The organism is Kitasatospora sp. NPDC101176 (assembly GCF_044768035.1).
Classification (GTDB): Bacteria; Actinomycetota; Actinomycetes; order Streptomycetales; family Streptomycetaceae; genus Kitasatospora.
Genome location: NZ_JBIWPA010000041.1, coordinates 1 through 21,144, shown reverse-complemented (window position 1 = coordinate 21,144; position 21,144 = coordinate 1). Strand labels below are relative to the sequence as shown.

Here is a 21,144-nt window from a genome sequence, read left to right as displayed (position 1 = left end):
CCACCAGGAGCCGCGCACCCTCCCAGTGCTGTCCGATCTGCCTACCGGAGTTCGCGGCCCACCCCGTGGAGCCATCGGGCGCATTGGAGCCGTCCTCGCGCTCGTCCCGGTAGAACAGTAGACGCCCATCATTACTGTCCACTCCGTAGAGGATTCCGTTGCCGCCGGACGCGAGATGAGTGAAACTCATTTTTCTCTCCTTTCGGTGAAGTTCCTACGCGCTGATCCACGCTCTACCGTCCGCATCCACGGCGGAATCACCGCTCATGAAACGATCGCCGCCGATCGAAAGCCGTGTTCGCGTTGCCGAGCTGGGCGAGAAAGTGTCGACGGCAGGCAGGGCAGTGATGCTCTCTGTCGTGCCAGCCATGCTGAAGACAGAACTCGGGATTGCTCGCGTTCTCGGTGAAGGGGTAGCCATCGTCGGCGAGCCCCTGAAGGAAGTCGTCAATGGTGATGTTCATCATCTGCCTCGCCATGGATCAGAATGGCCGGACTACTGGGACCACGGTGTGGGTTCTGGATCCCTTGCGCCTCAGCGGGCGAAGGACCGCTCCGGAGATGGTTGGCTCCCATATCGCTGTGGGTAGTCAGCGGTACCGGTGTCCCATGCGGCGGGATCCTTTACGGATCGCCCTGCGCCTCGACCGGATCACACCGTCGAAGCTATCCGGGCGCGCGCTCCCGCGGCGTCGGGTGAATCGCTCAAGACGCACCGTCCCCGTGGCATGGGTCGAACGACCCACGGGCCGACTGCCGGACCCGCCGGGTTCCGGGGCTCTCCACTAGATTGGGACAAGGAGCTCTGAATGGGGACTCGCGCCGGTATCTCGCGCACGGGGAGCAGCCATGAGTGTGGTGTCCCAAGATCTCGAACGGGGGCGCACCGCGTATGAGCGGCACTTGTGGGAGGAGGCATTCACACTGCTCAGCAGCGTCGACACGGCCTCGCCGCTCGGCGCGGAGGACTTGGACCTGCTCGCGAAGTGCGCGTATTTCACCGGTCGGAGCGAGGTGTGCGTGGAGGTCGGCCGCCGTTCCTACGTCGAACAGCTGCGCGCCGGCACTCCGCGCGGCGCCGCGATGTGCGCTTGCCAACTGAGCGTCGTCTTCCTGCTCAGGGGCGACGTGGCACTCGGTGGCGGTTGGTTGGCCCGCGCGCAGCGGTTGCTGGAGAAGGAGCCGGAGTGCGTCGAGCTGGGTCATACCCTCGCAGCCGAGGCGGAGGCGCTCTTCTGGAGTGGTGATCTGGAGGGGTCGCTCGTTCGAGCGTCCCGGGCGGCGGAGATCGGCAGCCGGTTCTCGGACCTCGACCTGGCGACCTTGGGTCTGCACCAGGTGGGCCGCGCGCGGTGCCGGCTCGGCGGGGTGGCCGAGGGGATGAGGCTGCTGGACGAGGCCATGATCGTCGTGCTCGCCGGGGACCTCGACCCGTACTACGTGTGCTGGGTCTACTGCAGCTCGATTTCCCTGTGCCGGCTCGTGTCGGAGTTCCGCCGTGCCACGGAGTGGACCGCGGCCTATGAGCAATGGGTGGGCGCCCGCGAGGATGCCCTGATGTTCTCCGGCACGTGCCGCCTGCACCGGTCGGAGATCATGCGGCTCCGGGGAGCGTGGCCGGAGGCGGAGCGCGAGGCCCGGCTGGCGTCCGAGCAGCTGGACGGTCTGGACGCCATGGACGCCGCTGAGGCGATGTACGACGTCGGCGAGATCCGCCGACTGGTCGGGGATCTCCACGCGGCCGAGGAGGCCTACGTCCAGGCCAGCCGGCTCGGCCGGGAACCGCAAGCGGGTATGGCGCTGCTGCGGATGGCCCAAGGCCGGGTGGACGAGGCCGGGGCGGCGATCCGCCGGGCCCTGGCCGAACCCCACCGCGACCGTGCGGCCCGGGCGGCGCTCCTTCCCGCCCGGGTCGAGATCGCTCTGGCGGCCGACCGGATCGAGGAGGCCCGGGCCGCGGCCGACGAGCTTCAGGCCATCGCGTCCGACGACAGCCCGGCCGTACGGGCGGCTGCGGAGTACGCGCAGGGGTTGGTGCGGTTGACCGAGACGAACGCGGACGGTGCGCTCGCCTCCCTGCGCCGGGCGTGGCAGCTGTGGTAGGAGCTGGACGTGCCGTACGAGGCGGCCCGCACACGCCTGCAGATCGGTTTGGCGTGCCGTGCCCTCTGCGACGAGGACACCGCGCGCCTGGAGATCGACGCCGCGCGGTACACCTTCGCCCGGCTCGGCGCGACGCCCGACCGCCGGCACGCCGAGCGCCTGCTCGGCAAGGCCAAGCGCACGGAGCTGCCCGGCGGGCTGACGTGCCGGGAGGCCGAAGTGCTGCGGCTGGTGGCCGCAGGCAAGAGCAATCGGCAGATCGCGGCGGACCTGGTCCTGAGTGACAAGACCGTGGGCCGCCACCTGAACAACATCTTCCTCAAGATCGCCGTGACCTCCCGTGCCGCGGCAACGGCCTACGCATACGAGCACCAGCTCGTCTGACCCTGCGCCGCAACCACGCAACTTGCGGAAGACGGAGCCCGCCGCGACGGGCCGTCTGCGCGCGAAGACGCCGTGGCGACCGCCGCCGACAGTCTGCCGTCGTCGCCTGTCAGTGGTCCTGGATGTAGGCGCGGTGAACGGCGTGGACGGCCTTGGTCAGGCACCAGAGCTTGCGGGCAGCGGGCTCCAAGGGCCCGCGTGGTCGGTCAGAACCGGCGGCGCCGTACGACGGGCCGCATGGGCGGGGCCTGCTCGGTGCCGCAGACGGAGGTCGAGACCCGGCCGGAGAACGTACGGTCAACGGCGAACCTCTTCGGCCTGCCGATGTTCTACCAGTACGGAGTGGGCTCGGCCGGCTTCGGCGCTTGGCGGGAGCTGGCCGTACACGCCATGACCACCAGCTGGGTCCTGGGCGAGGAGTACGCGGGTTTCCCGCTGATGTACCACTGGCGCGTCCGGCCCGATTCCCCTCCCGAGGGCTTCGTGGACGAGTTCGGGGGCATCGACGGAGCGGTCGCGCACTGGGACGGCTCACCGGCCGTACACGAGCGGCTGGAGGCCATCGGTCGGTCCTCCCCCAGCTTGATGTTCTTCCGGGAGCATGTGCCGCAGACAGTCGGCGCGTGGCTGCACGAGCGCCGGGAGATGACGGTGCCCGGCAGCGACCCACCGTGGTCGTGGGTGGAAGACGGCTTGGCGCAGGGTGCAGCGTTCATGAGCTCTCGCGGACTCGTGCACTTCGACGCCCACTTCCGCAACAGCTCTCAGAGCTCGTGACACGATCATGACGACGGTTTGTTGAGTCACCGCCAGCTGGTGGTACACCGTCGACCAGGGCGATGTCGGTGCCGACCACATTCAACGGGGTGCCGTCGCCGTCGCAGATCAGGTGCTGCCTGCTGCCCGGCGTGCCACGATCGACCCGCGACAGACCAACCTCGGTTCCCCCTCTTCGCGCGCACGTGAGAGCCGTCCACGCACGCCTGCGTCCAGCCGATCCGCCTACTGCCCAGCGGTTTCGCCATCACGGCCGCGATCAACCCGACGGAGGCCGGCAGAGGGCAGGCAACTGTCCGGCGCACCGCCGACGCCCGTAACCCCGCCGGTCGGCGCAGTTGACCACCAACCCCGACGATTCATCACGCAGCCGAGCGCGCCGCACACGAAGCGTGACCGCCGGGCCCTACGCTGCCCTCCATGACCCGACTGCGCGCCGCCGCCGCGGCCCTCGTGATCTCCGCCACCGCCCTGCTCCCGACCGCCGGCACCGCCCACGCCTCCACCCGAGCCGAAATCCAGGTGAACTCCTTCTTCGGCAAGTACCGGGAGGCCGTCCTCGACCAGCCCTCCCAGGACCCGCAGGAGGTCCGGAAGGAGTTCCTGGCCCCGGAGCTTGAGCCCGTTCTCGACCAGTGGGCCAGCGACCACGATGCCAATCCGATCTTCCGGGCCCAGAACGTGCCCGACAGCTGGTCCATCGCCCTCGGCGACTCCGATGCGGGTCACACCACCGTGCTCCTCACCGAGAACTGGACCGACGGCACCCACACCGTTGTCCAGTACCAGGTGCGGACCGACAACCTGGTGATCGACGACCTCAAGGACGCCCCGCAGACGCAGTAAGCACCCGCCCGCCGGGACGTGCCGGCCCGGAGTCGGGGCCGCCCACGAGCGCCCCGGCTCTGCAAACCCCAGAAGTACCGCAAGTCCAGGCCCTCAGCCCGCACCCTGTTGGAGGAGCTGGCTGGGGCGGATCTCGGTCGCACCGAGCAGGCACCTAAGGCTCGTAACACGGTTACAATGTCCGCTTGTTGAGCCTCCGCCAGCAGATGGGTGCGCACGCGGGCGAGACGAGTGAGTCGTGGAGGTCGAGGCGGCGTTCCCAGCGGGTGGCGAGGCGCTTGAACTGGTGGAGCAGGGCGAAGGTCTGCTCGATGACGTAGCGGAGCTTGCCGAGGCCGCGGATGTCGGGCTCGCCTCGGGGGGAGATAACGGGCAGAATTCGACGCCGGGCCAGCTCTCGGCGGAGATGCCGGCTGTCGTAACCCTTGTCACCAAGCAGGGACTTGGGCCGCGTGCGCGGCCGCCCCGGCAGGCCGGCGACGGGTGGGACACCGTCGACCAGGGCCAGGGCCTGCGTGATGTCGGGGACGTTGCCACCAGTCGTGATGACCTTGAGCGGGGTGCCGTTGCCGTCGCAGATCAGGTGGTGTTTGCCGCCCGACTTGCCGCGGTCGACCGGCGACGGGCCAACCCCGGCACCCCCCCTTTTGGCCCGCACGTGGGAGGCGTCCACGCAGGCCCGGGTCCAGTCGATCCGCCGGGCCGTGTTGAGCTCTGCGAGCAGCAACCGGTGAACCTCGTCGAACGCTCCCGCTTCGGTCCACCGGCACAGTCGGCGCCAGCACGTCTGACCTGAGCCGAAGCCCAGCTCCGGCGGCAGCTGCTGCCACGTGACACCCGTGAACAGCACGAACAGGACACCCTGCAGACACAGCCGGTCGTCCACCGGCCGAGGCCCCGACGACCGCTCCGGCCATGGCGGCAGGATCGGCTCGATCAAGGACCACAGCTCGTCGTTGACCATCCACGGCGCCCTCACACCACCGCCAACGGACGGATCGTCACATCGGACACGGCCCACCAGCCCAAAACCACAAGATCCTGTTACGGGCTCTCAGCGACCGAGGCGCAGTTCCTTTCTGACCATCTCGCGTGCGACCGCCACTACACCGCAAGCCGTCTGCTGCGCCACCACCTCGTCGACCGGCTTCGGGTCGCTGCGGAGACGGACGTGTTCCTGCAGGAGTGGATCGCAGGTCGAAGGCCCGACGGTGTCCCGCCAGAGATCGCGGCGATCATCGAGCGGAATGCCCGGACCGCCCTCGTCCTGGACAGCTTCCACCGCCGGCTGCTGACGGAGAGCAAGCAGATACCTTTTCCGGTTGCCGAGCTCAGCCGCGCTGCGGCCGCCGAGGCGCCACACCGTTGAGGAACGCGGCTGAGCCGCCTCGTTCTCCGGGCTGAGCTTGGTGAAGTCGACGTCCAGGTGCGGCTCGTACGCCTCGGGTGCCGGTGCCAGGTAGAGCTCGTGGGCGGGGCACCCGCCGAACCTCGTGATCCTCCCGGTCAGGTAGGGCGAGACCTCGGCCAGGTCCTCGGATTCCACCTTCCAGTCCTCGCCCTGCAGTTCGCGCACCGTCTGGGGCCCGAACACCGCCGCTCCCCGCCACCCTGCGCAAAGCAGGCCGACGAAGACTCGTGACCTCCTCGAATCCACGCCAGCATGACCCGCACAGCCTTGACGAAGGACACAGAGGCACCCGCGGGCAGCAGCCTGCTCGCAGAACTCCTGACTCCCGTACACCGACGGCTGAGAGCGGCCGGTGGCCGGGGCAGCCCGTCGGCCTTCAGACGCTGCGGAATTCGGCCGGTATGATGATCGCCGGTTTATGCCCGCCGGCTCCTAGGGAGCAATCCCAGGCCGCAGGTCCGGTACGAACGCTTCGAGCGCGGTCGGGCTTTCGCGCGGAGGGTTCAGGGGTGGAGAACAGGATCGTCGTCGACCAGGACGTCGAGGAGAGTGCCGAGTCGGACGTCGAGAAGGGCGCCCAGCCCGTCAAGGATCGGGCGGGCCTCAAGCTGGCGGCCGTGGCGGTGGTGGCCGGCGCAGTCGTGGCAGGGATGTGGGGGACGGGGGCATTCGACGGCCAGCCGAAGCCGTTCCCCGGCCTGCCGGTACAGGCCGCGGAGGAGGCTCCGGTCATGTGCGCCGCTCCCCGGCCGACCGACTCGCAGGGGTACGCGGCTGTTTGCGCCAAGCTGAACCGGCCCGATCTGCCGGCGCTGCTGGGCACGCCGGACGACCGCATCGTGACCGCGCACCCGATGCCGATGGCGATCGGGAAGGACCCGATGGTGGAGGTGCGGCTGAAGCACGCCGTGGTCGGCCTCATGGAGGGCACCCCCTCCGTGGACGACATGCTCGGCATGCCGCAGTTCTTCGCGAAGCGGGACACCGTCCTCGGCCACCCCGCCGCGAGGTATTCGAGCAGCATGCTGTCCTTCGTCTCCCCGAGCGTCGGGAGCGGGGCGCCCACCACCGCCGTGGGGCCCGCCACCCGCAACCTCGTCGTCGCGGAGGACCCTGGGGCGCCCGGCGGCCGGGCTTTCGAGATCATCGTCGCTCGCGAGAACGGCTCGACCGTCGACGACGAGATGCTGAACCGGCTCGCCGAGACCCTGCTGCCGACCCTCCCGGGCTGGGTCGCCTCGTAGCAGCCGCGCGCGAACGCCCCCGTGCGGACGTCAGTCGGCCTTTGCCGAACTCGAGACCGCCTGCTGGGTCCGGTGCTCAGGTGACGAGGTCATAGATGCTGCTGGCGGTAAGCCAGAGGCCGGCCAGGAGGGAGAGGGTGATGATCAGCTGGTCCTGGCGCTGCTCGAGCCGGGTCCGCAGGGCGTTCAGCCGGGCGTGGCAGGTTTCCGGGGCCCAGACGGAGTACAACTCCATCACGAGGAGGCTGAGGGTGGCCAGCACGCAGTAGCCGGTCAGGTCGAGCCAGGTGGAGAGGGAGGAGAGGTCGGCATCGACGACTGTGGCGGCGCCGGCTCCGACCAGGGCCCAGGGTTGGAGCAGCCAGGCGAGTCCGGCGGCGGTCCCGAGCCCGGCGTTGTCAACGCGTCCCGTCCAGCTCGGCGGCCGGTAGGGGTGGGGAGGCTGCCGACTCCGGTAGCCGCCGAACAGGACCAGGCCGACGCCGATCACGAGCTTCGCGGCGAGAGCCGCACTCGATGGCGAGCTGTGGTGGACAGGTGGTGTCCCACCGGTCAGCAGCAGAACGCAGGCGATGACCGCCACCAGGTTGGCCAGCCAGGACAGCAGGAAGGCGAGGCCCTTGCGGACGCCGCGCCGTGACGAGAGCAGAAGGATGAAGGCGGTGTTGTGCAGCGGTCCGAGAGTGATGGCCGTACCGATCACGAGCAAGTCGGCAACCACCGGACCATCCGCTCCCTCACGTCGATACCCCGCCCGGCAAGCCCGGAGCGGCTTCGACGGACGCGGCGGCGGACCACCGCGGCCTCACGTCACCGCGCTCCGACTCTGCGGGGACCGACCCCGCAGGTCAAGCCGGCCACGCCGACGGCCCGTTCGCGGCCGAGCATGACCGATGATCACCTCATGACATTGATGAACTCCGCCGAGTCGGCAGGCGGCGTGGAGCGGCACGCCTCCTGGACGGAACTCTTCTTCGACCTCGTCGTCGTCGCGGGTGTGCTGCAGCTTTCGCACCTCCTGCACGAGGGCCCGACGGCCGCTGATCTCGCCCTGTACGTCCTGCTGTACCTCGCCTTCTGGATCGCCTGGGTCTGCTTCACCGTCTACGGGAACGTCGAGGGGGACCGTGCCTGGACACCCGGTCTCCTGCTGGCGATGGTCGGCCTCGCCGTGATGGTCGCGGCCGTCCCCGGGATGCGCGGTACGAGGCACTACCTCGCGTTCGTCGCCGCTTACGTCTTCCTGCGCTGGCTGTCGAGCCGGTTCTGGCGGCGCGGACGGGTCGTGATGGACTGGCCGGTGGCCCAGATGGGCCTCGGTGTCCTGCCGTGGATCGTGTCGCTGTGGGTGGATGCTCCGGGGCGCTACTGGCTGTGGGCCCTGGGCATCGGGTTCGACCTGCTGGCCATACTCACGGACGCCGGCGGCCGCATGCTGCGGGGCGCGCAGGAGTGGACCGAGCGCCTCGTCAGGAAGAACGGGGACCGCGGGCGGCTGCCGGTGATCGAGGCGGCCTACGCCGATGTGCCGCACCTGATGGAGCGGCTGGGTCTCTACGTCATCATCGTCCTCGGCGAGGGGGTCATCCAGATCACCTCGGTCGCCGCCGACACCTCCTGGGACGTGCACCTGGCCGGCGCGGCGGCGGGTTCGTTCGCCCTGTTGTCCGGCCTGTGGAGCATGTCGTTGCTCTACGGCTCCGGTGGGATCCCCAAGACCGGGCGACGCGATCTCCCGGTGCGGCTGGCCCTGTCCCTGCACTGCCTGACGACGTGCGCGCTCGCCTCCGTCGCTGCCGGCCTGGGCCTGGCCGTCGCGCATCCGCACGACCCCGCGGCGAACGGCGTCCGGTGGCTGCTCTGCGCGGGTCTCATGGTGTACTTCGGCGTCAGCGTACTGGCCGCGGCGGTTTCCGGTGCACGGTGGCAGGACGTGCTCGGCTGGGCGCTGCCCTGCCTGCTCCTGCTGTTGGCGCTCGGCGTCTTCGCGCGGCATCTCGGCGTCGGATGGCTGATCTGGGCGTTGGCGGCCGCGGTCGGCTGGCAGCTCGTGTTCGCACCCGGGAAACGCGGCGGTCTGCTGGAGCGTGCCCCGGTCTGACCGGTGCCTCCCGCGATGTCATGGCCCCGCATCTCGGGAGGCGTCCCGAAGCCACCACGCTTCGCGCATCACGGCAAACCTCCCGGCATCGACCCGGCGCACGCCGCACGGCAGGCGCGACAGCCGACGGTCCCTCACCGGGCACCCTCAGGGGACCGAAACCGCGAAGCCTCCCACCGGGGCGCCTCGGCAGGGCCCTGCTCCTGTGTCCGCGAGCACCCGGTCGCCGCGCTGCTCATGCTCCGCGAGGACGGGGGCCGACGCCCCGCGGTCTCCCGTCCGTTGCCCGGCGTGCCGAATACGCGACGACACCGTCCGAGCGCGCGGCCCCGCGCCCGCTCGGCGCGGAGCCAGTGCCGCCCTGAGCACCTCCGCCCCGTCAACCCCCGGGTGGGGCCGACTGCCGCAGCACCACGCCTTCGGCCTGCACGTAGGCGAACATGTCTGCCAAGGTGCACAGACGTAGGCCGGGTTGGCGGCAGGAGCCGGTCGCTCGGGTCTTGGGACGGTAGCAGCGCACGGCGAGAGCGTGCGCCGGGGGTGTGGCCCGCCGGGGTGTGGGAGAGCCTCGAACCCCGCCCTCCCACGCGTGGGATCGGCGCTACACCTGCGGGGCCAAGGCGTCGCTCCGGCGGACGCGGGTGGTGGTGCGGCCGTAGAGACGGGTGCCGACGGTGCGCCACAGCACGCGGGCCGGGGCGGGCATCTGCGACAGGAACAGCCGGCGTTCCTGCGCGGTCGCGTCCTCGAGGATCGCGCCGAGGAAGATCAGGAGCTTGGCCTTGGGCACGCTGCGACGTCCGCGTTCACCCACCTCGGACCACTCGCCGGGTGTGATGTGGTCGGCCATCAGGGGCAGGAGGTGCTCCTCCTCGTCGTCCATGTGGTCGGCGGCGTGCCGGTCGAGCACGCGCAGGGCCTCGGCGAGGCGCAGGGCGGTGTCACGGTCGGCCCGGGCGCGCCAGCGGCGCGACAGCTCGGCAGCCGTGTCGAGCGCGCCGGCGATGGCCTCGTGCTGGTCGGCCATCCGCGCGACCACGTCGTCGCCGGGAGCGGCGCGCTCGCGCAGTCTGGGCCACAGCAGGTCGTCCTCGCCCTCGTGGTGCTCGCCCAGAGCGCCGAGGACCAGGTCGAGGTGGTCGGCTAGCACAGCGGTGCGTCGCCGGTCGCCGGGGACGGCAGCCTCGATCAGGCCGGCCAGGAGCGGTATCTCGCGGCGGAAGACCCGGTGCAGGACGACCATCTCTTGTGGGTCCAGACGCTCGTTGGCGGTGGCCGGGTGGGCGGTGGCGGGCATCAGGGTCCTTTTCGGCGAGGGAACAGTGATCATTCCTGAAGGCCGCAGCATAGTGACGTCGCCCCTGCTACCCGCAATCAGGCCGAGCTCGTCGCCCCCGCTGTGGTGCGAGCCGAGCGACTGCACCCGTGCTCGCTGAAGTCCTCACTCGCTTCAACGGGCGACCGTCTGAGGAGTTGAGAGCGAGGCCGGGGGAATTCGAGGTTCTGACCGCTGTTCCGTGAACGGGCGTAATGCCACGGCTCGGCCGCTGAGGTCAGCCGCCGGCGTGCACCAGTCGTTCTGCCATGGCGGCCGCTTCGTCAGCACTGGTGGTTTCGCGTTGCTCTGAGGCAGGCCCGTCGTGCGATGTCCGGGTGCAGACGAGATAGCGACCTCCGGGGCTCTCTTGAACGTTCTGATCCGGTTGACGTCGCCTTCGACCCTGCCGGAGCTCCATTCGAGGGTGAGGCCCGCGGTGACGGCTTCGAGGTCCTGGCGGAGGAAGCCGGCGAACGAGCTGAACGGGGCGGGAGCGTCCGCCGAGCAGCGGTAGCGCAGCACCGGCGGCCGGCGGCTGGGGCCGCGGGCGCGCTGCCGCCGCCGTCCGTGCCCGGGCCCCTACGGCCGCCGCCGCGGCGGCCCCGGCGGCCGGTTCGCCGCCTGCTTGACGGTCCGGATGATCTGTCCCGTCTCCAGCCGGGTGACGCCCGGCAGGGCGGCCACCCGGGTGGTCAGGTACCGGTACAGGGTGCGCTGGTCGGGGCAGAGCGCGCTGGCGTAGAGGTTGGTCGGACCGGTGGTCGCGGCGGCGAAGGCGATCTCGGGGTGGGTGGCGAGCGCCTCCCCGACCTCCGCCAGCCGGGCGGGCGCGACCGTGAACCAGAGCTGGGTGCGCGGGCCGATGCCGAGCAGGCGGCCGTCGCAGTCGATGTCCAGGTAGAGCAGGCCGCGCTCGCGCAGTTCGGTCATCCGTCGGCGGACCGTCGGCGGTGACCAGCCGGTCGCGGCGGCCAGTTGCTCGTAGTCGGCGCGTCCGTCGGCGGCGAGCGCGGCGAGCAGCCTGCGGTCGTGGTCGTCGAGCCGCACCGGGCCGGGACGGTGCGGGAGCCGGCGCGGCCGCAGGGCCGCGACGGCCTCAGGGGCCAGTGGGCCGAGCTTGCCGATCACACTGTCCGGGCCGCCGTAGAAGGTGTGCAGGACGGAGTACGCGCTCACCCCCTCCACCCGCGGGGTGTGCGGGAGCCGGGCCAGCAGCAGCGCCTCGCTGTCGGCCGGGCTCTCGGTGCGCACCGTGCAGGTGATCTCGGCGCCGCCGGAGGTGAGGTTCACCCAGGCGGTGTCGGGCCTCCGGGCGAGCGCCTCGGCGACGGCGACCGCCGCGGACGGGGCACACCGCACCCGCAGCAGCCAGAGCACCGCGCCCAGCGCCGTGGGGTCGACGCCGCCGACCACCCGGACCGCGCCGGTCGAGCGCAGCCTGGCGTACCGGCGGGCGATGGTGCGGTCCGAAACCCCGAGGACCCGGGCGATGGTGCTGAACGGCGCCCTGCCGTCGACGGCGAGGGCGTGCACGAGCTGACGGTCCAACAGGTCGAAGTCGGATTCCACTCCGCCGAGGGTAGTCGGCGTCGGATCTCGACAGGACCGGGCCGCTCAGTGGTCCGGAGCCCGCGGCGGACGGAGCGTTGCTCCCGGGGCCGGGAGCCGGCCCTGCGGCCGACCGCCCTGCGGCGCCGTCGAACCGAACCACCGGGGAGAAGAAGCATGGACACCGAGGTACTCGTCGTCGGCGCCGGACCGACCGGGTTGACGGCCGCCAACGAACTGCTGCTGGCGGGGGTGGCGACCGTGGTCGTCGACCGGCTGCCGGAGCGCAGCCCGCTCTCCAGGGCCGGTGGCGTGCAGACCCGCACCCTGGAGGCGCTCGACCAGCGCGGCCTGCTGGAGCCACTGCTGGCGAGCGGGGACCACCCGGCGGGGACCGGCCACTTCGCCGGGATCCCCGCGCCGACCGGTTTCTCGGCGCACGCCCGGCAGCCCTGGCGCGCCGTGCCGCAGGCCGTACTGGAGGGCTTCCTCGAGGAGCACCTGGCCTCGCGCGGGCTGGTCGTGCGGCGCGGCCACGAACTGGTCGGCCTCGCCCAGGACGCCGACGCGGTCACCGCGACGTTCGCCGACGGCCGTACCGTACGGGCGCGTTACCTCGTCGCCGCGGACGGCGGCCACAGCACCGTGCGGTCGCTGCTGAAGGCCGCCTTCCCGGGCAGGGCCGGCACCGCGACCGCCGTCGCCGCCGACGTACGGCTGAGCGGCGCGGACCTCCCGGCCCCGCACACCCGCGGGGCGGACGGCCACTGGGCGGCGGTGTTCCCCCTCGGTACCGACGGACTGGGGAGGCCGCTGCGCCGGCTCGCCCTGGGCGGGCCCGGCCGGTCGCTGCCCAGGGATGTCCCGGTCACCGAGGAGGAGGTCCGCGAGGGCCTGCGTGCGGTGTTCGGCGACGCGGTCGGACTGCTGGAGCTGTGCTACGCCCGCCGGATCACCAACGCGGCCCGGCAGGTGGCCCGGTACCGGCACAGGCGGGTCCTGCTGGCCGGTGACGCCGCCCACGTCCACCTGCCGTTCGGCGCCCAGGGGATGAACACCGGGATGCAGGACGCCTTCAACCTCGGCTGGAAGCTGGCCGCCACCGTGCGCGGCCGGGCGCCCCGGCACCTGCTCGACACGTACCACACCGAACGTCACCTGGCCGGGGCCGCCGTGCTCCGCGACGTCCAGGCGCAGAGCCTGCTGATGGACTGGACGGGCAGCGGCGACCCGGACGTGGCCGCCACCCGGGAGCTCTTCGCGGCCCTCGCCGAACTCCCCTCCGTACAGCGGTTCCTGGGCGACCGGCTGGCCGGCACGGCCACCCGCTACCCGATGCCCGACGCCGGCTCCCACCCCCTGCTCGGCCTGCCCGTGCCGGACGCCGACCTCGGCCCGGCCCGGTTGTACGAACTCCTGCGGACCGGCCGCGGCCTCCTGCTCGACCCGGACGGCACCCTCGCCGGGGCCGCCGCCCCCTGGCGGGACCGGGTGGACGTCGTGGAGCGGGCCGCGGGCGCCGAACCACTGCTCGTCCGTCCGGACGGGTACGCCTGCTGGGTGGCGGGCAGCCCGGAGAGCCTGCGCCGCTCCCTCGCCCACTGGTTCGGCGCACCGGGCGCAGGTGTGGGTGCGGGCACGGGTGCGGACTTGGGCGCGGGCGTCCGGGCGGACCGGGCGTCGGCTGCCGGGTGAAGGGCTGGGGTTCCGGGGGCTCCGGCCCCCGGAACCCCGGGCGGTCAGGTCGGTCAGCGGCGAAGGACTCCCCCGCGTCCCGTCTTCCGGCCGGCATCCCGGCTCGGGAGCAGGCGCATCAGGCGCTGGCGATCCTCGGAGCGCCCGCCGCACCGAGGGGAAGATCCGCTCCTTCGGCTGCTCGAACTTCCCGGCCGATGAGATCGTCGAAGCACACCACGTTTCCGAGCGGCGCGGCCTCGGGCGCTTCCGCACCGCCCAGCCGCCCTACTCGATTCTGGCCCGCGGGATCGAGGCCTCGCTTCTGCCCGCCGTCGCGCGCCACGGCATGGGCGCACTCGTCTGGAGCCCGCTCGCCTTCGGGTTCCTCACCGGCAAGCACCGCAGGAACCAGCCGACCGACCTGGAAACCGGCCGTGCCGCGATCCGGCCGGCGCTCTTCGATCCCGCGATTGCGGCGAACGCCGCCAAGCTCGACGCAGTCGAGCAGCTCATCGAACTCGCGACGAGCATCGGCTGCACCCTTCCGGAGCTCGCCGTGGCCTTCACCGTGGCCCACCCGGCCGTCACTTCGGCGATCATCGGGCCGCGGACCATGGAGCAGCTGGAGGGTCTCCTCAAGGGCGCCGCGCTGACCCTCGACGACGCGACGCTCGACCGGATTGACGAGATCGTGCCGCCCGGGGTGAACCTGTACAACCCGTACGCCTCCCTCCCTCCGCGATCACTGACCGACACCGCCTTGCGGCCGACGGGGCCCGGCCCGGGGAGGGCTCCCGGGGACCCGGGGTGGAATGTCCACGCGATCCGGGCCCAGGCCTGCTAGAGTCGTTATCAGTTGCAGTAGTGGTTCCCATGAACTTTGTGTGCGCCTGCTGATGTATGTCGCAGGCGCATTTTTGTGTCCCGGCTCTTCCCCGGGTGGGCGCTCATCGCGGCGACTCGGAGCACGCGCCGTGCGTGCTCCGGACAGCCCCTCTAAGGAGATTTCTCTATGGCTAATGGCACTGTGAAGTGGTTCAACGCGGAAAAGGGCTTCGGCTTCATCGAGCAGGAGGGTGGCGGCCCGGACGTCTTCGCCCACTACTCGAACATCAACGCCAGCGGCTTCCGCGAGCTGCTCGAGGGCCAGAAGGTCGAGTTCGACGTCACGCAGGGCCAGAAGGGCCCGCAGGCCGAGAACATCCGCCCGCTGTAGTACTTCTGCCACGGCACCCGCCCAGCAGCGAGGGGCCCGCACCGCGTACACGATGCCCGGTGCGGGCCCCTCGGCATTCGCGTCACGACGCACCCCCGGCCATTCAAGCCCCTGACTCCGTCACCCGCCGCCATCCCCTCGCGAGCCGCACGGCTCGGCGCCCGGGTCGGCGCCCCGTCGCGGCGGTCCACGGTCCGGGTTCTCCGCTCCCGCTCCTTTCGGCGGGCGCCGATCGCAGGTGACGTGCCGCACGGTTCCACCGTCCAGGCCCAGCCCGTCACACTCCCGGCCCGTTCCCTTGCGGTCTCCACCGGCGCCCCGCGCCACGGAGCCTTCCTCGTGACGCGCCGCCCTGAGGAAGGTTCCGCATGAACCGCATGAATCGCTCCGGCCGTCCCACCCGCTCCACCCGCTCCTCGTACCAGAACGCCGACTCCCGCTCCCGCGGCAGCTCCTTCTACGGGGACCGGCCGTCCGGCGGCGGCCGGAGCAGCCGTCAAGGTGGCTCCCCCCAGGGCGAGTTCTCGATGCCGGTGAGCACCACTCCGGCGCTCCCGGCCGTCGAGGCGTTCGACGAGCTGGAGATGCCCAAGGCCCTGCTCTCCACCCTGACCCGGCAGGGCGTCACGGCGCCGTTCCCGATCCAGGCCGCGACGCTCCCGAACTCGCTGGCCGGACGCGACGTGCTGGGCCGCGGCCGCACCGGGTCCGGCAAGACCATCGCGTTCGGCCTCGCCGTCCTGGCCCGCACGGCCGGCCGGAAGGCCGAACCCGGCCGCCCGCTGGCCCTGGTGCTGGTGCCCACCCGCGAGCTCGCGCAGCAGGTCACCGACGCCCTCGGCCCGTTCGCCCGGGCCGTCCACCTGCGGCTGGCGACCGTGGTGGGCGGGACGTCGATGAGCCGCCAGGCCTGGCTGCTGAACCGCGGGGCGGAGGTCGTGGTGGCCACCCCCGGCCGGCTCAAGGACCTGATCCAGCGCGGCGACTGCCGACTCGACGAGGTCGGCATCACGGTGCTCGACGAGGCCGACCAGATGGCCGACATGGGCTTCCTGCCCCAGGTCACCGAACTCCTCGAACAGGTCGCCGCGGACGGGCAGACGATGCTCTTCTCCGCCACCCTGGACCGCAACGTCGACCGCCTGGTGCGGCGCTTCCTGAAGGACCCGGTCACGCACTCGGTGGACCCGTCCGCGGCTGCGGTCAGCACCATGGAGCACCACGTGCTGCAGGTGCAGAACTTCGACAAGAACGCCACGATCGCCCACATCGCCTCCCGCGAGGGCGGGGTGATCATGTTCACCGACACCAAGCACGGCGCGGACAGCCTGGTCGAGGACCTGCTCGCGAACGGGGTCAAGGCCGCGGCCCTGCACGGCGGCAAGTCCCAGCCCCAGCGCACCCGCACGCTGGAACAGTTCCGCACCGGCCAGGTGACCGCGCTGATCGCCACCAACGTCGCCGCCCGCGGCATCCACGTCGACGGGCTCGACCTCGTCGTCAACCTCGACCCGCCGAGCGACCACAAGGACTACCTGCACCGCGGCGGCCGCACCGCCCGGGCCGGCGAGTCCGGCACCGTCGTCACCCTCGTCCTGCCCAACCAGCGCCGCGCGACGGCCCGCCTGATGGCCACCGCCGGCATCACCCCCGTCACCACCAGGGTCACCGCCGGCGACGAGGAGCTCGCCCGCATCACCGGCGCCCGCGTGCCCACCGGCGTGCCCGTCGTCATCCCCGACCCGGTCGTGGAGCGACCGCGCCGCGGTGGCTCCACGAGCCGCGGCCACCGCGGCCGCGCCGCCGGCACCGGACGCAGCCCCCGGGCCGCCGCCGGCCGCGACACCCGGGAGGCCCAGGGCTCCGGGGGCCGCCGCCGGGCACCCGAGCGCGCCACCCGGACCGCGTAGCACGTCGACGGGCCCGGTCGCCGCGGCGACCGGGCCCGTCGGGATCCTCGCGGTCGCCTCCGCACTCGCCGCGCTCGGGCCCACAGTCGTGCGTTCCCGGAGTCGCGTCCGGATCTCGGCCGCGCGGTGCGTCGGTCGTCGATGCGGCGATGGCCGGGGTCCCGGCCCTGCCGTGACGTGGTGGGCCCGATGGGTTTCAGAGCGTCTGGACGAGACCGCCGTCGATGACGAAGTCGCTGCCGGTGACATTGGCGGTCCGGTCGCTCGCCAGCAGCAGCACCAGGTCGGCGACCTCCTGCGGGAGGCTGAAGCGGCCGGTCGCGGACTGCGCGGCGGCGATCCGGGCGATGTCCTCCGGTTCTCCACCCGTCGCCTCGGCGAGCGTCGAGGCGACGCCGTCGTCGCCGAGCCAGAGCGGTGTGGACACGGGACCGGGGCTGACCGTGTTGACGCGCACTCCGCGCGGACCGACCTCCTTGGAGAGGGACTTGCAGAAGTTGGTGAGTGCCGCCTTGGCGGCGCAGTAGTCGATGATCGTCGGGTCGGGCAGGAACGCGTTGACCGAACTCACGGCCACGATCGAGGCGTTGCCGCGCTCGACCAGGTGGGGCAGGGCCGCCCGGGTGGTGCGGACGGCGGCCAGGAAGTTGATCGTCAGCCCGCGGATCCAGTCGTCGTCGGTGACGGACCGGAGGCCGCCCAGCCGGGGGTGCACCGCGCCGACGTTGTTGACGAGGAGGTCCAGTCCCCCGAACCGGGAGACCGCCTCCTCGACCGCGGACGCGGGACCGTCCGCGGTGGTGAGGTCGACGGACACCGGATGCACCCGGGGGGCGAGGTCCGTCAGCGGACCGGTGATGCCGCGTGCCGCGGCGACCACGTTCACCCCCTCGGCGGCGAGTGCCTGCGTCACGGCGAGGCCGATCCCCTTGCTGGCCCCCGTGACGACGGCGACCTTGCCCGAGAGATGCAGGTCCATCGGAGACTCCTCAGGTCGAACACAGGGCGCGCTGCGAGCGGGTCGCCCCGCACCGGTGGGCCGGCAGGCCCGGGCGGCGGTCCCGAGCGGCGGTCCCGGGCGGCGGTCCGGGCCGCGGCCGGGTCAGGACCGCTCGACGGCCTCCTTGATCCGGCGGCCGAAGTCTGGAGCGTCCTTGCGGGCCGCGTGGAGTGCCGGGCCGACCAGGACCTTGCCGAGTCCGTGGCCTTCGAGCACGTTGAAGACGCGGACCCTGGTCCGGCCGTCCGGCAGGGGCTCGAGGTCGTAGCCGCCCTCGGCGGTGATGAGGTTGGTGCTCTGCTCGCTCCAGCGGATCGTGTGCGGCGCCTCCAGGCCGGTGATGCGGAACTCCCGGGAGGTCTTCACCCCGGCGTCCTTCACCCTGCTGCGGAAGACCGTCCCGACGGCGGTCGGGCCGTCCGGGGTCCTCGTGATCTCCAGGACCCGGGGGCTGAACTCGGGGTCGTGGCGGCCGTCGGCGAGGTACGCGAAGACCTCCTCCACGGGCCGGTCGACCTCGACGCTCGCCTCGAACAGTCCGGACATGTCGGCTCCTCAGGGTGGGCCGGGTGGGCGTGTCACCGCCAGGATTCCAGAGAGTCCCGACCGCCGCCTTCCGGCCGCGGCGGAGGGCCGGGACGGGCTGTGCGCCGGGGCGGCCCACCCGCCCGACCCGGCGCACAGCCGGGAGCCGCTACTTGACGTCGACCCGTCCGAGCGGCTCCCCGGGCCCCGCCGTCAGCGCGTCACGCGCCTCCTGCCAGGCGGGATCCCCGGGGTGGAGCGCGGTGCGGAGGTAGGCCCGGGTGAGCCGCTGGACCGCCGCGACCCGCTTCGGGTCCTCGTCGGTGGTCTCGGCGACGTCGTACCCGGAGATCCCGCCGAGCCCGTGCTCCGCGCCGTACAGGGTGAGCAGGGCCTTGGGGCCCGGGGCGAGCTCGTACGGATCGGCGTGCCAGTCCGCGCCCCGGACGGTCAGATGGGCGGAGTCGTCCTTGTCCCCGGCGACCACGAGGGCGGGCGTCCTCATCGTGGAGAAGTCCGTGGTCAGGAGGAAGGGGAGGTTCTCGGCGATGGGTGCGGTGAGGGCGTCACCGCCCCGGCCGGGCGCGGCGAGCAGTACGCCCGCCGTGATCCGGGGCTCGGCGAGGTCCACCTCCGCACCGGTCTGGGGATCGGTGAGCCGGGCGCCGAGCAGCAGGCTCGCGGTGTGGCCGCCCATCGAGTGGCCGGCCACGGCGACCCTGGTCCAGTCCACGCGCCCGAGGAGCTGCGGGACCGCGGCCTCGATCGCGTCGGCGCGGTCCAGGACGAAGGTCATGTCCTCGGCGCGCGAGCGCCAGTACAGGGGTGCCCCGGGGGTGTCCGGGTCGAGGCTCAGCGTCGTCGAGCTCAGGTGGGTGGGCTGGATCACGACGAACCCGTGTGCCGCCCAGTCATGGGCGAGGGGCGCGTAGCCGTTGAGTGAGGAGAGGTGGTTCGAGTAGCCCTGGCCGTGGGAGAGGAGGATGACCGGCAGGTCGTTCCCGGTCACGGGCGCGGAGACCCGCAGTTCGAGGTCGACGGCCCGGTCGGGGGCCGGCAGCAGCACCGGACTGACCGAGAGGACCGGGGTGGGCGGGGCGGAGGTGCGGGTCGGGAGGGTCGGTTCACTCATCGTGCGGGTCTCCGTTCGGTGGCCTCGGCCGTCGGCCCCGTTCGGTCGGCGGCGGGAGGGCGGGAAGGCAGTCAGGCAGGGGAATGGCAGGAGGGCAGAACGCCGGGAGGGCAGGGGAAGGCAGGGGCGTCCGCTTCGACTAGGCTTAAGCGGGACGCTGTTCCACTTACGATACGGAACATTGTTCCGCTTAGTCAACGACCACCGGAAGGAGAGCGGAGTGCCCACGACAGGCCAGTCCGGGGAGGTGCCGCCCCGCGGCAAGCGGGCCGACGCGCTGCGCAACCAGCAGGCACTGCTGGCGGCCGCCGCCGAGGTCTTCGTCACCTCCGGCGTCGACGCGCCGATCCGCCAGATCGCGGCCAGGGCGGGCGTCGGGACCGGGACGATCTATCGCCACTTCCCCACCCGGGCGGACCTCGTCGTCGGCGTCTACCGCCACCAGGTCGAGGCCTGCGCCGAAGCCGGTCCGGAGCTGCTCGCCGCCGCCGACTCCCCGCTCGCGGCCCTCCGCCAGTGGGCCGACCTCTTCGTCGACTTCCTGGTCACGAAGCACGGGCTCGCCGGCGCGCTGCAGTCGGACAGCAGCGGGTTCGAGGCCCTCCACGCCTACTTCCTCGACCGTCTGGTCCCGGTCTGCGGACGGCTGCTCGACGCCGCGGCCGAGGCCGGCGAGATCAGCCCCGGCATCGAGCCGTACGAACTGATGCGCGGCATCGGCAACCTCTGCATCGGCCGCGACGACGACCCGCGCTACGACCCCCGACGCCTGGTCGAGCTCCTCCTCCGGGGGCTGCAGCGGCCGCCGTCGCCCTGACCGCGGCGACGGGCGCTCCCGGACCGGCCGGGCTCCCGCCGGGGAACCGGCCGAACGGATGACCGGGGGCGCCGGGTGCACGCCCCCGGCCGCCGCCCGCTGCCAGGCTGGGCCCGGACTCCCGGGCCCCGTCGGCCCGGGAACAGGACCACACGCGACAGGAGCACCTGATGCTGACCTCCACGCAGACCCCGGGCGGGCTGAACTGGCTCGACCTGGGAACGCCCGACGTCGATGCCGCCGTCGCCTTCTACGGGGCGGTGTTCGGCTGGGAGTTCGCCTCCGCGGGGCCCGGGGCCGGGGGCTACGGGTTCCTCCGCAAGGACGGCCGGACGGTCGCCGCCGTCGGCCCGCTGACCGAGGAGGGCGCGAGCTCCGCGTGGACGGTGTACTTCCGCAGCGTCGACGCCGACGCCACCGCCCGGGCCGTGGAGCAGGCCGGCGGCACCGTCCGCTTCCCGCCGGTGGAGGTGTTCACGGCCGGCCGGATGGCCGGCTTCACCGATCCGACGGGCGCCGAGTTCGCCGTGTGGGAGCCGCGGGACACCGACGGCCTGGAGCTCTTCAACGAACCCGGCAGCGTCAGCTGGATCGAGCTGTACACCACCGACGGCCCGGCGGCGAAGGCCTTCTACCGCAGCGTTCTGGCGTGGGAGACCCGGGACATGCCGATGGGGGGCGGTGTCACCTACACCATCGCCGGGCCCGCCGGCGGCGGCGAGCGGACCATGCACGGCGGCATGCTGCAGCTGGGACAGGAGCACCTGGACGCCGGATCCGGCTCCGAATGGCACCCGTACGTCGAGGTGGAGGACTGCGACGGCACCGTCGCCCGCGCCGTCGGGGCGGGCGCCACCGTGATCATCCCGGTCATGGACGCCCCGGGCGTGGGGCGCATCGCGATGCTGCTCGACCCGTTCGGCGCCCCGTTCGCGGTCATCACCAGCGCCCCGCGCTGAGCCCCGGCGGGCGGGCGTGCGAACGGCGCCGTCGCGCCCCTCGTGGTGGGGGGTGCGGCGGCGCCGTGGCGGTGGTGCTGTGGGGGGTGTTACTTGGTGAGGCCGGCCTTGACGGAGCAGACGGGCCAGGCGCCGGGGCCCTGGGCGGCGAGGACCTTCTCGCCGATGGAGATCTG

The 21,144-nt window shown here is 72.2% G+C and carries 20 protein-coding genes and 3 pseudogenes; 12 read left to right on the top strand and 11 right to left on the bottom strand.

The features are described 5' to 3' along the window. Nucleotides 1–190, bottom strand: a 190-nt coding sequence (locus ACIRS1_RS35040; protein ID WP_402846394.1) for a hypothetical protein, incomplete at its 3' end; no start/stop codon positions are given. A 67-nt stretch (nt 191–257) separates the two neighbouring features. Next, a complete protein-coding gene (locus tag ACIRS1_RS35035; protein ID WP_402846391.1) occupies nt 258–467 on the bottom strand; it encodes a hypothetical protein in 210 nt (69 codons plus the stop codon). Nucleotides 468–849: 382 nt separating this feature from the next. Here ACIRS1_RS35035 and ACIRS1_RS35030 point away from each other — a divergent pair, with 382 nt between their 5' ends. The 3 genes and pseudogenes from ACIRS1_RS35030 to ACIRS1_RS35020 form a co-directional block, all read left to right on the top strand. Continuing rightward, nucleotides 850–2,103 carry a hypothetical protein gene (locus tag ACIRS1_RS35030; protein WP_402846388.1) on the top strand — a complete coding sequence of 418 codons (1,254 nt, stop codon included), beginning with the start codon at nt 850–852 and terminating at the stop codon, nt 2,101–2,103. Between the two features lie 9 nt (nt 2,104–2,112). Continuing rightward, entirely contained in the window at nt 2,113–2,487 is a 375-nt protein-coding gene (locus ACIRS1_RS35025; RefSeq protein ID WP_402846386.1) for a LuxR C-terminal-related transcriptional regulator, read from the top strand. 255 nt (nt 2,488–2,742) lie between these two features. Beyond that, nucleotides 2,743–3,246 (top strand): annotated as a pseudogene (locus tag ACIRS1_RS35020) (protein kinase family protein); the annotation flags it as partial. A gap of 46 nt (nt 3,247–3,292) precedes the next feature. Here ACIRS1_RS35020 and ACIRS1_RS35015 read toward each other — a convergent pair. After that, nucleotides 3,293–3,473, bottom strand: a pseudogene (locus ACIRS1_RS35015) (IS5/IS1182 family transposase); the annotation flags it as partial. A gap of 211 nt (nt 3,474–3,684) precedes the next feature. Between ACIRS1_RS35015 and ACIRS1_RS35010 the strand changes: the two are divergent. Then, entirely contained in the window at nt 3,685–4,110 is a 426-nt protein-coding gene (locus ACIRS1_RS35010; protein ID WP_402846384.1) for a hypothetical protein, read from the top strand. A 172-nt stretch (nt 4,111–4,282) separates the two neighbouring features. On the opposite strand, the gene ACIRS1_RS35005 is transcribed toward ACIRS1_RS35010, so the two are convergent. Then, nucleotides 4,283–5,074, bottom strand: coding sequence for an IS5 family transposase (locus tag ACIRS1_RS35005; protein WP_402846382.1), 792 nt, complete (start codon nt 5,072–5,074; stop codon nt 4,283–4,285). Between the two features lie 90 nt (nt 5,075–5,164). After that, nucleotides 5,165–5,704 (bottom strand): hypothetical protein, encoded by a 540-nt coding sequence (locus ACIRS1_RS35000; protein ID WP_402846380.1) that lies wholly within the window; start codon nt 5,702–5,704, stop codon nt 5,165–5,167. A 326-nt stretch (nt 5,705–6,030) separates the two neighbouring features. On the opposite strand from ACIRS1_RS35000, the gene ACIRS1_RS34995 reads away from it, so the two are divergent. After that, nucleotides 6,031–6,765 (top strand): DUF6215 domain-containing protein, encoded by a 735-nt coding sequence (locus tag ACIRS1_RS34995; protein ID WP_402846378.1) that lies wholly within the window; start codon nt 6,031–6,033, stop codon nt 6,763–6,765. Between the two features lie 76 nt (nt 6,766–6,841). Here ACIRS1_RS34995 and ACIRS1_RS34990 read toward each other — a convergent pair whose 3' ends face one another. Next, nucleotides 6,842–7,486: a GAP family protein gene (locus tag ACIRS1_RS34990; protein ID WP_402846376.1), complete on the bottom strand. Its 645-nt coding sequence runs from the start codon at nt 7,484–7,486 to the stop codon at nt 6,842–6,844. A 183-nt stretch (nt 7,487–7,669) separates the two neighbouring features. On the opposite strand from ACIRS1_RS34990, the gene ACIRS1_RS34985 reads away from it, so the two are divergent. Beyond that, a complete protein-coding gene (locus ACIRS1_RS34985; RefSeq protein WP_402846374.1) occupies nt 7,670–8,866 on the top strand; it encodes a low temperature requirement protein A in 1,197 nt (398 codons plus the stop codon). Between the two features lie 601 nt (nt 8,867–9,467). On the opposite strand, the gene ACIRS1_RS34980 is transcribed toward ACIRS1_RS34985, so the two are convergent. Then, nucleotides 9,468–10,163: a hemerythrin domain-containing protein gene (locus ACIRS1_RS34980; RefSeq protein ID WP_402846371.1), complete on the bottom strand. Its 696-nt coding sequence runs from the start codon at nt 10,161–10,163 to the stop codon at nt 9,468–9,470. A gap of 600 nt (nt 10,164–10,763) precedes the next feature. Next, nucleotides 10,764–11,753 (bottom strand): Lrp/AsnC family transcriptional regulator, encoded by a 990-nt coding sequence (locus tag ACIRS1_RS34975; protein ID WP_402846369.1) that lies wholly within the window; start codon nt 11,751–11,753, stop codon nt 10,764–10,766. Nucleotides 11,754–11,909: 156 nt separating this feature from the next. On the opposite strand from ACIRS1_RS34975, the gene ACIRS1_RS34970 reads away from it, so the two are divergent. The 4 genes and pseudogenes from ACIRS1_RS34970 (at nt 11,910) to ACIRS1_RS34955 (ending at nt 16,535) form a co-directional block, all read left to right on the top strand. Continuing rightward, entirely contained in the window at nt 11,910–13,427 is a 1,518-nt protein-coding gene (locus tag ACIRS1_RS34970; RefSeq protein WP_402846367.1) for an FAD-dependent monooxygenase, read from the top strand. A 154-nt stretch (nt 13,428–13,581) separates the two neighbouring features. Then, nucleotides 13,582–14,253: pseudogene (locus ACIRS1_RS34965) on the top strand (aldo/keto reductase); the annotation flags it as partial. A gap of 168 nt (nt 14,254–14,421) precedes the next feature. Next, nucleotides 14,422–14,625 carry a cold-shock protein gene (locus tag ACIRS1_RS34960; RefSeq protein ID WP_030916923.1) on the top strand — a complete coding sequence of 68 codons (204 nt, stop codon included), beginning with the start codon at nt 14,422–14,424 and terminating at the stop codon, nt 14,623–14,625. Nucleotides 14,626–14,993: 368 nt separating this feature from the next. After that, entirely contained in the window at nt 14,994–16,535 is a 1,542-nt protein-coding gene (locus ACIRS1_RS34955; protein WP_402846364.1) for a DEAD/DEAH box helicase, read from the top strand. 196 nt (nt 16,536–16,731) lie between these two features. Here the strand turns inward: ACIRS1_RS34955 and ACIRS1_RS34950 are convergent, their stop codons facing one another. The 3 genes from ACIRS1_RS34950 to ACIRS1_RS34940 all read right to left on the bottom strand — a co-directional run bounded on the left by ACIRS1_RS34950 (nt 16,732) and on the right by ACIRS1_RS34940 (nt 19,192). Then, nucleotides 16,732–17,514 carry an oxidoreductase gene (locus tag ACIRS1_RS34950; RefSeq protein ID WP_402846362.1) on the bottom strand — a complete coding sequence of 261 codons (783 nt, stop codon included), beginning with the start codon at nt 17,512–17,514 and terminating at the stop codon, nt 16,732–16,734. Between the two features lie 123 nt (nt 17,515–17,637). Continuing rightward, nucleotides 17,638–18,081 carry an SRPBCC family protein gene (locus ACIRS1_RS34945; protein ID WP_402846360.1) on the bottom strand — a complete coding sequence of 148 codons (444 nt, stop codon included), beginning with the start codon at nt 18,079–18,081 and terminating at the stop codon, nt 17,638–17,640. Nucleotides 18,082–18,229: 148 nt separating this feature from the next. Continuing rightward, on the bottom strand, nt 18,230–19,192 hold the full coding sequence (locus tag ACIRS1_RS34940) for an alpha/beta hydrolase family protein (protein ID WP_402846358.1): 963 nt from the start codon (nt 19,190–19,192) through the stop codon (nt 18,230–18,232). Between the two features lie 220 nt (nt 19,193–19,412). Here ACIRS1_RS34940 and ACIRS1_RS34935 point away from each other — a divergent pair, with 220 nt between their 5' ends. Both ACIRS1_RS34935 and ACIRS1_RS34930 read left to right on the top strand, forming a co-directional pair. Next, nucleotides 19,413–20,009, top strand: a complete 597-nt coding sequence (locus ACIRS1_RS34935) for a TetR/AcrR family transcriptional regulator (protein WP_402846355.1) — start codon at nt 19,413–19,415, stop codon at nt 20,007–20,009. A 170-nt stretch (nt 20,010–20,179) separates the two neighbouring features. Continuing rightward, on the top strand, nt 20,180–20,968 hold the full coding sequence (locus tag ACIRS1_RS34930) for a VOC family protein (RefSeq protein ID WP_402846353.1): 789 nt from the start codon (nt 20,180–20,182) through the stop codon (nt 20,966–20,968). Nucleotides 20,969–21,144: the final 176 nt, after the last annotated feature.

What these genes read in the sequence shown, in the direction of transcription:
- ACIRS1_RS34955 (WP_402846364.1), top strand. Translation starts at nt 14,994, where the DNA reads ATGAACCGCATGAATCGCTCCGGCCGTCCCACCCGCTCCACCCGCTCC.
- ACIRS1_RS35005 (WP_402846382.1), bottom strand. Translation starts at nt 5,074, where the DNA reads ATGGTCAACGACGAGCTGTGGTCCTTGATCGAGCCGATCCTGCCGCCA.
- ACIRS1_RS35035 (WP_402846391.1), bottom strand. Translation starts at nt 467, where the DNA reads ATGATGAACATCACCATTGACGACTTCCTTCAGGGGCTCGCCGACGAT.
- ACIRS1_RS34950 (WP_402846362.1), bottom strand. Translation starts at nt 17,514, where the DNA reads ATGGACCTGCATCTCTCGGGCAAGGTCGCCGTCGTCACGGGGGCCAGC.
- ACIRS1_RS34960 (WP_030916923.1), top strand. Translation starts at nt 14,422, where the DNA reads ATGGCTAATGGCACTGTGAAGTGGTTCAACGCGGAAAAGGGCTTCGGC.
- ACIRS1_RS35010 (WP_402846384.1), top strand. Translation starts at nt 3,685, where the DNA reads ATGACCCGACTGCGCGCCGCCGCCGCGGCCCTCGTGATCTCCGCCACC.
- ACIRS1_RS34940 (WP_402846358.1), bottom strand. Translation starts at nt 19,192, where the DNA reads ATGAGTGAACCGACCCTCCCGACCCGCACCTCCGCCCCGCCCACCCCG.
- ACIRS1_RS34945 (WP_402846360.1), bottom strand. Translation starts at nt 18,081, where the DNA reads ATGTCCGGACTGTTCGAGGCGAGCGTCGAGGTCGACCGGCCCGTGGAG.
- ACIRS1_RS34980 (WP_402846371.1), bottom strand. Translation starts at nt 10,163, where the DNA reads ATGCCCGCCACCGCCCACCCGGCCACCGCCAACGAGCGTCTGGACCCA.
- ACIRS1_RS34930 (WP_402846353.1), top strand. Translation starts at nt 20,180, where the DNA reads ATGCTGACCTCCACGCAGACCCCGGGCGGGCTGAACTGGCTCGACCTG.
- ACIRS1_RS34985 (WP_402846374.1), top strand. Translation starts at nt 7,670, where the DNA reads ATGACATTGATGAACTCCGCCGAGTCGGCAGGCGGCGTGGAGCGGCAC.
- ACIRS1_RS35030 (WP_402846388.1), top strand. Translation starts at nt 850, where the DNA reads ATGAGTGTGGTGTCCCAAGATCTCGAACGGGGGCGCACCGCGTATGAG.
- ACIRS1_RS34970 (WP_402846367.1), top strand. Translation starts at nt 11,910, where the DNA reads ATGGACACCGAGGTACTCGTCGTCGGCGCCGGACCGACCGGGTTGACG.